The 15,277-nt window shown below is 54.3% G+C and carries 10 protein-coding genes; 6 read left to right on the forward strand and 4 right to left on the reverse strand.

The window, feature by feature from the left end; translation table 11 throughout:
- Positions 1–235: 235 nt before the first annotated feature.
- From BUA38_RS37410 to BUA38_RS37415, 3 genes are all read left to right on the forward strand, one after another.
- Entirely contained in the window at positions 236–523 is a 288-nt protein-coding gene (locus BUA38_RS37410) for a hypothetical protein (protein ID WP_156898890.1), read from the forward strand.
- Between the two features lie 175 nt (positions 524–698).
- Positions 699–1,346, forward strand: coding sequence for a hypothetical protein (locus tag BUA38_RS35945; RefSeq protein WP_156898891.1), 648 nt, complete (start codon positions 699–701; stop codon positions 1,344–1,346).
- 798 nt (positions 1,347–2,144) lie between these two features.
- The gene (locus BUA38_RS37415) at positions 2,145–2,603 is read left to right on the forward strand and encodes a hypothetical protein (protein WP_156898892.1); all 459 of its coding nucleotides are present in this window, start codon (positions 2,145–2,147) and stop codon (positions 2,601–2,603) included.
- Positions 2,604–3,244: 641 nt separating this feature from the next.
- Here the strand turns inward: BUA38_RS37415 and BUA38_RS35955 are convergent.
- From BUA38_RS35955 to BUA38_RS35965, 3 genes are all read right to left on the reverse strand, one after another.
- Positions 3,245–3,961, reverse strand: coding sequence for a methyltransferase family protein (locus BUA38_RS35955; protein WP_072825595.1), 717 nt, complete (start codon positions 3,959–3,961; stop codon positions 3,245–3,247).
- A 274-nt stretch (positions 3,962–4,235) separates the two neighbouring features.
- The gene (locus BUA38_RS35960) at positions 4,236–5,036 is read right to left on the reverse strand and encodes a hypothetical protein (protein WP_156898893.1); all 801 of its coding nucleotides are present in this window, start codon (positions 5,034–5,036) and stop codon (positions 4,236–4,238) included.
- Positions 5,037–5,967: 931 nt separating this feature from the next.
- Complete coding sequence (locus BUA38_RS35965; RefSeq protein ID WP_072825599.1) at positions 5,968–6,738, reverse strand: hypothetical protein; 771 nt, start codon at positions 6,736–6,738, stop codon at positions 5,968–5,970.
- Positions 6,739–7,180: 442 nt separating this feature from the next.
- On the opposite strand from BUA38_RS35965, the gene BUA38_RS35970 reads away from it, so the two are divergent.
- Positions 7,181–8,479 (forward strand): polysaccharide biosynthesis/export family protein, encoded by a 1,299-nt coding sequence (locus BUA38_RS35970; protein WP_197685897.1) that lies wholly within the window; start codon positions 7,181–7,183, stop codon positions 8,477–8,479.
- 1,417 nt (positions 8,480–9,896) lie between these two features.
- Here BUA38_RS35970 and BUA38_RS35980 read toward each other — a convergent pair.
- Entirely contained in the window at positions 9,897–11,312 is a 1,416-nt protein-coding gene (locus tag BUA38_RS35980) for a WD40/YVTN/BNR-like repeat-containing protein (RefSeq protein ID WP_072825605.1), read from the reverse strand.
- A 478-nt stretch (positions 11,313–11,790) separates the two neighbouring features.
- Here BUA38_RS35980 and BUA38_RS35985 point away from each other — a divergent pair, with 478 nt between their 5' ends.
- Positions 11,791–12,960 (forward strand): bifunctional glycosyltransferase family 2/GtrA family protein, encoded by a 1,170-nt coding sequence (locus tag BUA38_RS35985; protein WP_072825607.1) that lies wholly within the window; start codon positions 11,791–11,793, stop codon positions 12,958–12,960.
- A 196-nt stretch (positions 12,961–13,156) separates the two neighbouring features.
- Positions 13,157–15,079, forward strand: a complete 1,923-nt coding sequence (locus tag BUA38_RS35990) for a hypothetical protein (protein WP_172806145.1) — start codon at positions 13,157–13,159, stop codon at positions 15,077–15,079.
- Positions 15,080–15,277 lie beyond the last annotated feature (198 nt).

Genomic DNA, 15,277 nt, shown 5'->3' on the forward strand with positions numbered 1-15,277 from the left:
AGCTTGACCGCGATAAACGACGCGATCGAGCCGCCCGATAATCTTACCCAGAATCGAAGTGCGGCGGGAATGGTCACTTTCCGAGAATGAACCTTTGGCTGTAATATCTGTTTCTAACAAAAAAGCAGGCCAAGAGGGGAAGCGCGCTCCAAATTACTGATGACTCGCAGCTTACGCCTACCGACTTGCAATAGCGGGCAGCTAAGCTAGGCTGGAACCACATTTGGAGGAGAAGATGGAATCCAGAATAGAGTTAGCAAAAGAACCAAATTCCGGAAATTATGCGGTTGTCATCACATTTGTCTTTGGAGTGCTCGGGGTTGTCTACGGATTAGCCCAAATCGATCCGGCCGAAGCATCGAGTGCTGGAAGCACTGTATTTCTTATGGCAGGAGCACTTTGGGGGATAATCGGTTTAATATTCGGATCGATGATAAGTGCGGCAATCAACGGAGGCTTCTGGTCGATACCTATATTCCTAGTTCTATTTTTAGCTCTTCAGTCCAAGATCAACGGCCACTGAATGCGACTTATCAGTTGACGGTGTGTAGGTTGTGGTTGACCTTTGTGTTGAATTGACAATTTCTTCTACTTGCACCCCCCTATCAACCATCCATATTGGCTGAAGTCGCATGATACATCGACCGATAGGTCGTTGGCCTTATTACCGCAATAAACTGAAGTGGAAGCTCTTCCATATGCGACTGGCTGTAGAAGACAGGAGCAACCGTGCGTTTGATGAGCGCCACAGAGTTGAAACTGCGCGAGAAGAGGCTTTGGGCGAATTGGGTTTATCGCCTAACGACGCCCAACGAGGCAACGGCGTCTACCGTGTAACATGGGATTGGTTGATCGAGAAAGCTTTGGCCCGGCTCGACATCGATTTTCGCCGCTACACTTTCATTGATTATGGCTCAGGCAAAGGCAAGGCTATGTTAATAGCTGCGCGCCGCCCCTTCAAATCGATTATTGGAATTGAATTTGCAAGACACCTTCACGAGATCGCCGCTGCAAACTGCCAGACGTACCGCAATCTGGATCAAAAATGTCACTCGTTGTTACCGATCTTTGGCGATGTGTTGCACTATCCCCTCCCCCCGGGCCCGATCATCTGTTTCATGTGCAATCCCTTTGATCATAAGACGCTGCGCGCTGTGTTCAACAACTGGCGCGAACGCTATCAGAGGGGTGAACAGGAGATCCGTATACTTTATCTTAACATGCGCGACATTGCAGAGTCAGCCGAAGTTCTGGCAGAGCAGGAATGGCTAATTCCTATCGCACGCGATAGGCGCTTCGTCGTGCTAGCTCCGGCCGTTGCGCGTAACGCGAAGGAGGCTCGTTAATTCGGCTCCTCGCTCGCTCGCGCTCGCAGCGCAAACAAAGCGACTTTGTTGGCATGGCAGAGCGTGGACCGGAGGCCGACCAACGCTCTTCATGGCTCACTTCTTGCTGAAACTCTAGCAAGCGCTGCGATGCTTGTCGCCAGCATGAACGTACGGTTTTGCGCGGTGTCTTAGCTTCCATATCGGATTTATGCGTGGCAGCGTCTCGAACAGCTTTGTTTGTTACTGAATTTGCCCCTGCCAAGCCGATGGACCCGTCGGGGGCAATACTTTCTGTCCTTTCGCCAAGTGTCAGCGCCTTCGAACCTGAGCAAGCATCGACCGAAATCACCCCAGGTGAGAGATACGCAAAGGCCACGCCCTCGTCATTTCTCAGGGGCCGGTTCGCCTCGCACTAAGAAACGGCCCTGCGACAAATTGGAGCAGGTGAGTTGTGTATCGATTCACAGTCTCAAAACTGCGATTTTGGTATTTAGATAGGAGGGGGCATCGATTAGACAACCTGTATGACCGAATCCGGCATATAGTATACTAAAAGGTGCGCTGCCATGCTCGACTTGATGATCTACGCCGTCTTGATCTTTGGCTTTCCTCTGGGAATCCTAGTCGGTTACCGCTGGCGGGATCGAATTTCGCAGCAACGACGGGCACGGCATCTAGCCGAGCGAGACAGCGCCAGAACCCGATAGCCCACACGCGAGACAAGTTCCTATACCTCTGTTACGGTTTCCCGGCCGCATGGACCACTTAGCGGTGCAAAAAACTCCGCAGCGTTAAAGGTGCGGTACGGGGGACGACATGGGGATTGAATGGGTCGCAGTCGGCATCGTTCTGGTTGCCGGTGCTCTTTTTTTTGGTTTTCCTATCGGATTAGCCGTCGGTTACGCGTGGCGAGATCGAATATCGCGCGCGCGTCGGATTCGCTTCCTTGCCGAGCAGGAACAAAGGCGCTGGGAATTGAACGCTGCGAACACAGCATTCGCTGGGCCAGATGGGCGCAGCGACAATCTGGTAAGAGAAATCACGGCAAGAAGCTTAGTTTCCGACCAGGTAATCGCCGAGGAACCCGACGTTTCTCAAGCGACCATTAGCCGAGTTCGAAGGAAGGCAGCTGGGCCAAATGACCAAATTGCCAAGCCTGCTGACAAGGACGGCAAACGCCGCAACGTGCCTACGAAGTCCAAGCTCAAAGTGATGACAAGTGATGTCCCGCAAAAGTCGGCTCTGGATCGCACGAGCATGGAACGACAACCGTGAGAGCGAAACCACCGTCACCCGGTCGGCGTCCTTGCCGCGGGGTTCGGGGATGAAGTGGGACATGAAGCGACGGAGAAAAATTCAAATGAAGGTGGCCTTCAGAAGAACCGCAATCGCAAGCTTAATCGTCCCGTGTGTGACGCTACTCTCGTTCAGCGGGTCTGGACGACTCGGCGTCGAGAGGGCCCAAGGTGCGGATCGGCCCCTGACCCCATACACCGATGCTAGAGGTGCGCGTCGACCGCATCTGCGATCCGACCGCGGGTACGGTTTGTTTGCTACCGCGGTTGCCGCCACCACCTCGCCTTGGAATTACGATGACTATTATTGCTGGGGTTCTCCTCCTGGCAGCCATTACTACAGCAGCTATCCTGGTGGGTACTGCGTCCGTCGCAACTACGTCACAGGGCTCTACGGACACCCGACGCTATTTCCTCGCTACTACAGCGCCTCGGGCTGGTAAGCGATCCTAACCGCGACGAACGCATTAGTAGGTGTGCGAGTAAGGACGAGTTGGCTGCAACTTGGCATCCCCATTCGCCGAGCAGCGTGGATTCCTCACTTTACTGGAAATCGATTCAAGCCCAAGGAAAGCCGCGCCGGCTCTTGGCGCCAGCGGCGACAACCATGACCGAGCCTCGCTAGTAAATGCCTGGCAGCAAACGGGCCGTCCCCGCCATGTAGTCTCCGTACCCTGGAAAGGTTTGGAACAGCACTTGTTCCTCGTATTTCATCCGCTGAAGTTGGAATGACCATACCAATGCCAGCAGTAACAACGCCGAAACTGACATGTACTGCAGCGCAACTCCGGTGAGCGCGACGAGTTCGCCAAGATAAAGTGGATGGCGCACGAGGGCATAGGGCCCCCTGGCTACGAGTCGCCGAGCCTCTGGAAGGATGCTGATCGAACGCCCGAGAACAAGCACCGCATAAATGGCGAAACCCGTGCCGGCAATAATCAACAGAAGCGAGACCACGTAAAGTGCATACGAAAGCTCTTGCTGAGGCAGCAGCACGAAGCCGACGCTAAGGGAGGTGCCGGCCACAGCCGCAAAGCGCGGATAGAAGCCTCGCGCGTCGCTTTGCGAAACGTGACGCACCGCGAACATCACAACCAATACCACGAAGAAAACCAGCGTGCTGATGTGCGAGATGGTGCTAAGGACGAGAGTTGCCGGGAGCACGGACGAATCCGTCCGGATAAAAAGCTTAATTAGTGCGAGCTGATCACCGAGTGACGGCAGCATATTCGCTGCGCAAAACAGATACCAAGCGATGAGAGGGCCGGCAGCGACTAGATCGTAGAACTTGGTCCGCCGAAGCGCCTTGACACGCATTGTCATTGTCGCGATTGCCATTTGGACCAATCTGCTGTCGCAAAGCGGCGCGGTTCGACAAAGACCAGACTTGCTGTCTTCTGCGAAAAGTCGCCTATGCGGTGCCCCGGATGGCAGATGCGAGAGGTTGGAGGGTCGATTAGAAAGTGGTTGCGTCGGCGGAGTTTGTCTGGTGCCGGCCAACATCCGAATTCAACCGCCAAGGCGTTTCTCTTAGGCTCTTGCGAGCCGCAGCGTAAGGCAGAAAGGAGCTCCTGAGTACCGAATTTCGCCGCGGCACTGATGACAACTACCGTCATTCCGGCCGCCCACGCTGCGGGGCCGGCGGCTGCGATCTAGTCTGGGAGGAGAGCTTCGGCAGAGGCTTAGCTGTTGACGTGGCAATCGACCGGGCTGCAGGGGCCGATGGCTTGGGTCGGACTTGCGGATCGGAATCCTTGGCAAGGAGTCGGGCCATTTGTTCTTGGCTGTTTTTGAGCTGCTCGGCGACTGCGGCATTGCTACGGGCCATTTGATCCTGGCTCGACTTGAGCTGCTCGATGCTGTCCTTGAGCTCCTCGATGTCGTGCTCCACGACGGCAAGGAAGCCGCGCAACAACGGAACCAGCTGTTCCTGCCCCGAAGACGGGCCAGCGGCGGTTGGCCCGATGTCTGTCGGGCGCGTCTGGTCCAGAGAAGCTGGAAGTGCCGTTTGCGGAGATGTCGCGTCTGCGGCGGGTGCTTGAGCGGTAGACGGGCTCGATTGCGCGGAGACTGGGCTGGTCGCAGCCGGTGCCGAAAGCTGAGGCTCCCACCGCGCGATGAGTTGCTTGGCCCCCTCGCCGTGTGACTGCAAAATCATGCCGATGGCGCCGATGCACGCTGCCGTCAGCAAGCCGATGAGGCCCTGTAACGTTAACCTGCCAAGCCGTGACCGTAGGACGGGCCTTTGCAGGTTTGGGGGATTATGACCGGAGTCGAATTCAAACTTAGACACCTCTTCATCCACGCGCCGGAAACGGCTGTCCGCGCGCCTAATCTGTTGACCGACTGGCTCAACCGCCGCGACCGCGGCATCGTCAGAACCAATTTGCTCCGAGTTCGGCATAGAATTCACTGGCGCACCTCGTCCGCCCATATCTCCACGAGAGGGCGGCCATCTCATAGAATAACACCCTACCGGTCAAAACGCTCGGGCCAAACGACCGGTCCAAGAACTATAAAAGCCGCCTCAAGCTGACGCGAGGCCGGCTGGTTGTCGCAATGGCCACTCAGCGCTCTGGCCACAGCCGAATTACCAGTGATCTATTGCCATCCGTTCGAGGCATGCGTGGCAACCGCCGAGTGTCACCCCGTTCCAAGCCCTTTTTAAAGAGCGAGGGCACTAAACGGACGGAAGTTTCGCCACTTTAGCTAAACAACACCAAAAACCGCGGCTGTGTACATAATCCCGAAACGCGGAGCTATTTGCTAGTTCGCCGGAGCGGTATAATATCTGCGCTACTGCTTTCCCGGATAGGAACAAGTGATGAAACACCTCCTTGCGTGCTTTTTTTGCACTGCAGCGATCCTTGGCCAACCAAGTAAAGTGTCAGCTGAATATTATGGACCACCCGGGGGCTACTATTATTACGGCTCTGGAGCCGGAATCTGCTGCGCCGTATTACCGGTCGATCTAGGCTGGGCCTACACCCGCAATCGACCCGTTGGCGATGGCGCCGCCTATCCTGCTTTGCAAATGCCTGACGGAACGCTTGGCTGCGAGCATAGCAATTACCGGCCCATTCGCGGCTGGTGTCGGCGCATCTGGTAGCTTTCGAACAACGCCCCGTGATCGCCGCCGTTTTCTCAGCCTTAACCACCACCGCTTAGCGCCAACGCGCTCTTATCATGCGTGGCCGGCTTTACAACCATAAGCAACCGAAGGTAGCATACAAAGCCGTCGGCGCCTGGCGGCCAGTTATCATTTCCCGAGTGCCGCAGCTAGGTTGAGCGCGCAACATACAGCGGATCTGGCGCGAGAGGGACATACACAACGTCGACCATGACTAAACGCGCCATCGCGCGGCTCCTCCGCTCAAGGCACCAGCTGTTCTCTGGCGAGGTGTGGACGAAGTCTCTCGGGCGAGACCGGGAAACTGCTGCGCCACACGCTTCGTTCGGAGCCGTCGTTGTATATCACTAAGGGCGAGCCTTGCGATCTCGGCCTCGAGAATTGCAACGGACAGATTATATCCTTGACCGGCTGAGGTGCTGGTCTCGTTGTAAGACGACTTTAGCAAGCGTTCGAGACGGCCCCGAACAATAAGAATGGCAATTGCAAGGGCCATAGCTAGAACCAACAAATAAGCACTGACAAAGTCATACAAAGAGAAATACGGAGCTACAATTCGAGAAGCGCCTAACAAAGATGCGCAAAGCCAGCTGGCCACACTGATTGCGCCCAGCATTGCTGCAATGGTCGCCGCTCTGGCGGCATTCTTAGGTTTTTGAGCAAGCATCGGGAATGCAACAAGATGCAATAAAATGCCGTTCAGTGTCAGTATTGCCACCACGATCAACTTGGCAATTAATTTAGGCTTGCTAAGCAGGAGCGAAACATCAGTTCCGACGTCCATTAAAACCATCGGAATGCCGGTCGCCCAGAGAGCCAGAAGAAGCAACTTCACCAACTTTGCAGACTCAAGCAGAGAAGCAGAATCGATGCGCTTTGCGCGCAAGAAACGCGCATCCTCTTTGAGTATCGTCGCAAGTGCCAGGGCAAATGCAATGATATGCCCATATACTAACGCTTGGCGCGCTAAGACGCTGATTTCCATTTGGCCCACCCTGCTGCTTACTCATCGGGGAAATCGAGCGGAAGTTCGTCGAACAAACGGCGACTCTGAGAAAGCAAGGTAATTTTAAATGTCTAAGAATTTTTGAAGCGCCGAGGTTCGTTCAATCGGGCTAGCCCACAATCATTGCCGGTACCAGAGAACCGCAATTCAAGCCGGAGGCGCGCTATTCGCGTTGGGTCGATCGTCGCCGAATTTTGGTCTTGACGGAAGGCCATCGGACACCCCGCGTCGCGAATTGCAGGCATTTAATTAAACAACCGTTGCCAAAGCCAATTCGAACTTCAATCAGACAGGCTGCGATTTGAGGCCCCGTCCGAAGGCGGTTTGATTAATCAGCCCTTAGCGAAAACACATTAGAATTAGATTGGGCAGTCGGGGCGCGTGAGCTAGCTCATTGGGCCAGCCGAAGAAGGCGCGTAAAATGATCAACGACCCGAAGAGCCCGTCAACTATCCACAAACGGGGCCGATTTGGTGCTTATCGCGTCCTGTTGGGCGTGCCAGCATTTTTTTTGATAGCCGCATTGGGCGGCTGCGGGTGGATGTCGGTGACCGGTCCGTCCGCCACCGATATATTATCAGGCCAGCACGACCCGGTGAGCGTCAACTACGCAGTCGTCAAGGTCACCCCGAAAGTCATCGAGGTTCAATCCAGAAACCTACCGCGGTTGACTGCGTTTAGGGAGAATCAGCGGCCGCGCGATATTACTTTCGGGATCGGCGATATATTGGGCGTCACGATCTTCGAAGCCGCTTCAGGAGGTCTCTTCATTCCTGCCGAGGGCGGAGTGCGACCGGGAAATTTTGTTACCATTCCCAATCAAGCCGTCGATATCCACGGCAACATTTCGATCCCCTACGCGGGCTCCGTCCGTGCGAACGGACGCACCCAGGTCGAAGTGCAGGACGCCATCGTGACTGCCCTCAAGAACCGCGCGATCGAGCCACAAGTCGTTGTGTCCTTGGTCGAACAGAAAACGTCCATGATCAGCATCCTGGGCGAAGGACGCTCGGCGCGGATTCCAGCGACCGCCACCCCTGAGCGTATGCTTGACGTCATCAGCCGAGCCGGGTTGGTGGCGACCGCCGGGACTGCGACCGGGGCCGCCGGGGCGGAAACCTGGGTGATTCTGGAGCGAAACGGTCGGCGCGCGATTGCCCCCTTTGGGGCACTCGTTTACGAGTCAGCCAACAATATTTACGTGCATCCCAACGATACAATCTACTTGTATCGGGAGCCGCAGACCTTCCTGAGCTTCGGTGCCGTCGGTACGCAGCAGCAGGTTCCATTTGGGACCTGGCGGCTTTCGCTCGCGGAAGCGATCAGCAAGGCCGGCGGTCTTCTCGATGTCCAGGCTGACCCTGCCTCCGTGTTCCTCTATCGCGGTGAAGCGCGCGACGTCGCCGAAGCGATGGGGATCGACTGCAGGCCCTACGAAGGCCCCGTCATTCCCGTGATCTATACGATCAACCTGCGCGATCCTGCCGGCTATTTCCTGGCGAGCTCGTTTGAAATGCGCAACAAAGATATCCTCTACGTCTCGAATGCGTTCTCGGTCGAATCCACCAAGTTCATGACCTGGCTCACCACGGTCAACACCACCATCCAGGGTCCAATAACCACCGCGACCAGCGCCTATGGCTTGCGCAACATCATCCAAGGCGCAGGAGCGGTACCCAGCGTCATAACCGCCGGCGCGACTACAGTGGCCACGCCATAGATTAAACGCCTGCCACCCTTAGAATTCGTTTACACAATAATGCTCTGGCAGTACCGGGATAGCTCTTACCCACCAAAAATGTTGGGGCGCGTGGCTTTGTCGGCGAAAATCCCGCTTTCGATGGAGCGACCGTCCTTTGAGATAGTAGTTACCTGCGAAACGGAAAAAGCGCGTTCGCATTTCCGCAAAGTTCGAAACGACGAGCATTCGCAGGTCGAAAATGCATTGGCGCCGCCCGCTGGTACTTGTCCTAAGTCAACGAGTCCGTCTCCCGAAGCTCTGCATTGCCGTCTTGATCATCGCATCGCGCAACCTCTGATAGAGGTTCGAATCTTCTATGATCCAAGCGGTACAACACCGTCTCATTGCATCCCCACTCCAGCCGTGAACGACCGGGAGTGTTGTGCGCCGCGCGGTGATGTTGGTTGTCGGACTTGCCGGCGACAGGCTTGACACCTTCGTTTGCGAACCAACCCTGTGTTGTGGGCTCCGAGTAGTCTTGAGGAAGGCCCTTGGATGAGGATACCATGTGCCTTCGATTTTGGGGATAAGTTGGGCGAAGGGGATGTTTGGAGGATATTATGAGGTTTGTCGTTGCAAGTTTTCTGGTGCTGTCCAATTTTTGCGCCGTTAGCGCGGAGCCATTGGTGCCGATGCCGGCACAAAAGTACCACCTAGCGTGTAATGCTGGCCAAGGCAGAGTCGTGCAGTCCTGCCGCGCTAACTGCGATGAAACAGTGTTTGAATGTCGTAAACGCTGCGTCAGTCAATCGTGTATGCAGCAGTGTGGGCCGACCCATGGCACTTGCCTACAAAACTGCGTCAAGAACGCTGGCTGCTGACGAATTCCAACGCTCCTGAGATTAGGCTACTCGGCGCGTGCTTCGTAGTGCGTCCACCGCGGTATGCGGCCGCCTCAGCTTGCGCTTGACCTGCACCTCGCGGTCAAACCGGCGTCAGATAGCGTAGGGGCATCTTCATCCCGCAGCCGTGGAAAGTCTTGCCTTCTGTTTTCCGATGAAAACAACCTGAGACTCACCTTCAAATGAGGTTGACGCTTGGCAAATTGTGTCGACATTGCGGTTATATTTGCTGTTTTTTCAGGTGGTCGAAGACCTTGTGGACAGCATAAACGACCGCGGCCCGCGCGACTGATTGTCATTCCAGAGTGATGCGACTGTACCCGACCAACTTGCGTGCTTTCATTCGTCTGGTGAAGATCGCGTATCCCGAGACAAAGACGAGATACCTGCCCAAGCGGGCCACCGCAAAATTATAAGATAGAACGCATGTCTCAAAAACCTTGAGCAGCCACACTGACCGTGCCGCTATCGGTACTACACTGCGCAGACTCCGCGTACTCTTCTTCACGATCGCCCAGATCTGCATCGCCCGCTAATGGCTTTGTTTCAAGGACCTATTGAATAACTAGCCTCCAGAGGCCCGCGTCCATATTCGTCGAATACAAAATATGATGAATTTTATCGAGATGCAGTTCTGCCCCTCCGTTCCGCATCATCGGAGATCGCATCGGCGCCCACCTGTACGGAAGACCTTCCGGTGAAGAGTAATACGGAAGATAAGGGTCCGCACCCGGGGCGTTGTACGGAAATGCTCGACTGAAATAAATGGTCTTAGCGTCCCCGACGAGGCCCATGACTAGATTTTGGGTTTCGGGAAGCAAGGCCCAACTTTGACCATCAACACTGTGTAAAATCCCATTGGCCGTTCCTAGATAGAACGAACCATCGACGGCTCTGTATAGCTGCCCGCGTCCATGCGATATCGAAACGCCTGAGATTTTCAGCCAGGAGACACCCTTGTCCCTGGAAACCCACAATCCGTTGCTCTGCGAGGTGAAAATCCAAGACTTGGAGTCGAGAAAGTCAATTAGTGCGCCCTCTCCACCAGCCCAAGACGGATTCCCATCGCGTAGCACCCAGCTGGCGCCGCCGTCCATCGTCTCGGCAAAGCAAAATTTCGCCCGGGGTGGAGGACATTCGGCGTGCCATCCTACCACCAAGTGAAGAGGATCATTTGGATCCATCGAGATTGCGTAAACAAATCCCCCATAGGGTAATAAGGTGGTTATATTGTGCGGCAGAATTTGATCCCAGTCGACTCCACCATTTGTCGTTTTGAATACGCCGCCTGCTCCATAGCCCTGGTTAGTATAAATAGTTTGCGGATCGCTGGGATTGATAGCCATTGTCCAGCTTCTGCCGCTTGACATCGCATGCGAGTTGCGACCGGTGCTGATCCTTTTCCAATGTGCGCCGCAATCCGTAGATTTATAAATCCCGTCCATCGACCGGCCTGCATAAATCGTTGACGGATTGACTGGATCAATCACCATCGCCTGCATCCCAAAGAAATCACCCTTCGTCAAATCGACCTGAGGCGGTGTAATGTTTTGCCATACGCCGACTTGATCACTGCGAGCAGTGCAGCCGACGACAAACGGCTGCACCTCAAGCGCCATAGTGACGGGATTTTGCTTATCTCCATTTGCCGTAACGATCACGTGGTATGTGCCGGGAATATTTGACGCAGTGTAGACCCAAAGAGGCCCACCGTGATCAGCATCGCGATGGTCAGGTGATAAGATAATAGATCCTGCTGCCTCTCCTTCTTTCAAGGACCACTCTACCCCCTTGTCGGAGGTGCCAGTGATTTTAGCAGCCAACAAGACTTTCTGACCGGGAAGCACAACGCTTGAGGACGCTTGAAGTTTCACGATAACCGAAGTTACAGCTTCGTTCGCTTGAGTTTGCTTGCAAAGGCCAGCCGTACCTGCAAACAACAGCACGAAAATAAGAACGCGCTTCTTCACCGGTCACACCTCTCTTGATTGACGGCTAGAATTCCTCTGAATTAGGGCCGAGACGAATTCCCAACATATCAACCTCAGGTGCACGGTCGATCAAATATTCTCGGGCGACGTTTCAAATATAACAAGAGTTTGACATCAGTTGGTCTAAGACCTGAACGGCGTGTTGTTCTGCGGCATTGGCTATCCGTGGTCGTCTCGGGTTGCGCGACAGCCCCAGGCTAGTCCGGAGCGCCGAGCCCATCCCCGCCTCCTACTCCCGCTCTAGCTGCGTATTGCTGCTCGGCCTCGGCGGGGAGATAATTATGCGCCAACGCCGGGTTTCAGCCTGTGCACGGAAGTTGAGCACTAATGGCGCCTCACTCGCTTGAATTGTCTTTAACCTTCATGATATGCAATATTTATTTATATAATACCATACCCGCAACAAGGGCGACGACTCAGATTACGGATGCCCTGCAATCCAAGGTTTAGGTAACTAATGGCTGCGGATAATGACTCCGGGATTTCTCTTTCCAATCCGATAAAGCTTAGCGTCATTATCCCGTGTTACAACGAGGAAGCTACGCTTGAGGAATGCGTTCATCGCGTCCTTGCAATTCAAGACGAATTGCTAAAGTTAGAGCTCATCGTTGTCGACGATTGTTCAAAAGATAAGAGCCTGGAAATCGCAAGGGGATTGGCTCAACGCATCCCCGAGTTGTCGTTGTTGCAACATGAGGTGAATAAAGGCAAGGGAGCGGCGCTGCGCACCGGCATTGCCCATGCGACTGGCGATTTTGTTGCGATCCAAGATGCTGATCTCGAATACGATCCCATCGATCTGAAGAGATTACTGATCCCGTTACGCAATGGCGACGCGGACGTCGTCTTCGGATCACGTTTTTTATCGACGGAATTTCGTCGCGTGCTCTACTTCTGGCATTCGCTGGCGAACAGCTTTCTCACCACGCTTTCAAACATGCTTACCGATCTGAATCTCACTGATATGGAAACCTGCTACAAGGTGTTCCGGCGACAGGTAATTCAGAGCATCACAATCGAGGAGAACCGGTTTGGTTTTGAGCCTGAGGTGGTTGCCAAAATTGCGCAGATGCGAGTGCGGATATATGAGACTGGAATTTCGTATCGCGGCCGGACTTATGCCGAGGGAAAGAAGATCGGCCTGAAAGATGCGTGGAGAGCCTTATATTGCATCTTAAAATATAATCTTCCTAAAGTACCGTTGCCTGTGCAGTTTGTATTCTACGCCTGCATCGGCGGAGTGGCGGCGGTCGTCAATCTTCTGTGCTTTGTGTTGCTGCTCCGCATGGATCTTGGATTGACAGCATCAGTCCTAGCGGCGTTCTTCATAGCCGCAGGCGTCAACTACTATCTCTCAATCACATTGCTTTTCCGTCACAAGGCGAAATGGAACACAATCGCGGAGCTTTTAGTATACTTTATTCTTGTTGTGACGATCAGCTTAATCGATTTGGGCTGCACCCGGGGTTTCGTTGCCCTTGGTATCGATCCACCACTCGCCAAGGTCTTTTCGACGGTGATTGGTCTAGTCTTAAACTTTGCCGGGCGACGATTTATCGTATTTCCACAGAAGCCCAATCCGGATTGGAAGCCGCAAGAATCTATTCGCCAGCGAAAAACACCGTGATACTCCTTCGAGAACGTCTCAGACGTAAATGCATACCTAGGACTGCTCGTGCCAGCTGTGTGGCGCTGGAGAGATTCGATGAGTGCCCTTGATGACGGCACCTTGAAAGGGACGTCGTTGTCGCGACGTGATCCTAGGCACGATGGACCTCGGGCTGTTGCGCCGAACACGTCTCAGTCCACCAGTGAAGCTGGCAATGTTTGAGCCGAGCTTCGGTAGCGCTTTCGGTTTTCCACCCGTGGTCCATGCAATTTTTTTTGCGTGCCTCTTTTGGCTGTTCGCACTTTCACTCGGTCGACGACTGGTAATTATTTTTCGCCTTCGCTCTGACGATTTCACGGAATTAGAATCAAACCTGATCGCGATGGTTATCGGTACCGGATTTCTACAACTGGTGCCGTATTTGCTGGGATCTATTCATGCTCTGACTGCAAATACAGTACGCCTTGCATGTTTACTGCTCATGTTACTGCTCTTGCCTGAAACAGTGCGAGTGTTCATTAGGGCGGGTCAGTGGCTTAGAACAGCGCTGAAGACCGCCGTGCCGACCGCGTTGAAAATCTGGAGCATAATATTTTCTGCTGTCCTTGCGATCTTCTTGGTTCATGCCCTCTCATTCGGTTCGTTCGGGGACGACGATGGCTACCACCTCAGTGCGCCAACCCGCTGGCTGCACGAAAACACACTGAGTTACCTCCCGACCTATACGAACACGAACGCGTCCATGGGCTTCGAAATGCTCTACGCGATCGCGCTCTCGTTTAACGAACCAGTGGCTGCCAAACTCCTGCACTACAGCTCGGGCCTTTGGACGCTGCTCTCGATTGGACTTTGCGCCCGCCGTCTTGGAGACCCGACGGCGGGAATTATTGCGATTTCAGCCCTCCTCATTTCAAACCCTGTCGTGAACCTTTCGTTTATCTTTCCACTGGCATACGTCGATTTCCCGTCGTGCTGGGCAGCGATGCTGAGTGTGCTCGGGTGGCTCGTTTGGCGCCGGCATCCGAGCCAACAGCTGCTGTCGATCGTCGCCCTGTGCGCCGGCATAGCGGTCTCATTCAAGTTAACGGCGGCCCCGCTCATTATTGCTTGGATTTGCACGATAGCACTGGAGCTTCGTAGCCGCCGGGTTCCCTGGTTGGAGACCCTGAGGCAGCTTAGTGGTTTCAGCGCTATTGCAGCGGCGCCGGTATGCCTGTGGCTTTTGCGGAACTTCGTAGTGACGGGCAATCCGCTTTATCCGATGCTCGCGGATTTTATCAAGACGCGCGATTGGTCGGCCGGACAAGCTGAAATCTTTTCACGATACATGCACTACTACGCTTGGGGCGTTGCAAGCGGCGCCCAGCTCGGCGAATTGGCGCGCAAAACCTCGGTCATTTTAACAACACTGCTTGTCGCTGGTATAGCAGGTTTGCTTGCGTCGCGAACGCGAGACACCACCTCGCGAATCCTTATCTTATTCGCGACGATTTTCACAGTCGTAAGCGCGTTTTTGACGGGACTGTATTTCCGCTACTGGCTGTTTGGAATAATTTGCTTCACCCTTGTAGGCGCGATCATGCTTTGCCGACTGGTTCAGGAGGCAGGTCATCGGCTGGCCACCGCAATTGCACTGATCTCGATCGCCTTGGTAGTGCAAGTCGATCGCGAACGACGCGAGCCGCAAAGACTCGTAACTGACCTGAATATAGCGACGGGCGTGCTCACTTCTGAGCGAGCGCATGCGGGTGATCCCGTTTGGCGGTTCTGGGTGAGAGTGCGTGAACTCACGCCTCCAAACGCGAAGATTTTGGTTTCGGCATTTTACACAACTTTCGGTGCTTCGAGCTTCGGATGCTTTCCGATCGATCGTCAATGCTACACGACGGACAGCCATCTTCAACGGTTTATCCGGCTCGATACGTGGCCTGCTTTCTTGGAAAGCGTGCGAGGCGCCGGCATCCAATATGTCATTATCTCAAATCAGCAGTTCACAGCCAATCGCCAGGGATTCACCTTTACGGAAGGCATCAATGAGTATCCTTTCTGCGCTCGACTAGTTGAGGAATATGCAGAAGTGATTGCGGCCGACGAACACCTATTACTTTATCGACTTCGAACACTCGACCCTTCGTAAACGCATAAGCGTCCCTGCTGGTTAGCAGATTAACTGCCGATTTCTTATGAAAACTCGCTACGGCTCGTCGCCAGCGCCTACGGCTTACGGAAAATCATCCACGGCACTGGAGCGATACCGGGTGGTCATCCAGGACGACTACCATCATCCCGTCGACCTCCACCCCTAAAGTCGGTTGCACTCGACACCGCCGCAGAA

The organism is Bradyrhizobium erythrophlei, from assembly GCF_900142985.1.
GTDB lineage: Bacteria > Pseudomonadota > Alphaproteobacteria > Rhizobiales > Xanthobacteraceae > Bradyrhizobium > Bradyrhizobium erythrophlei_B.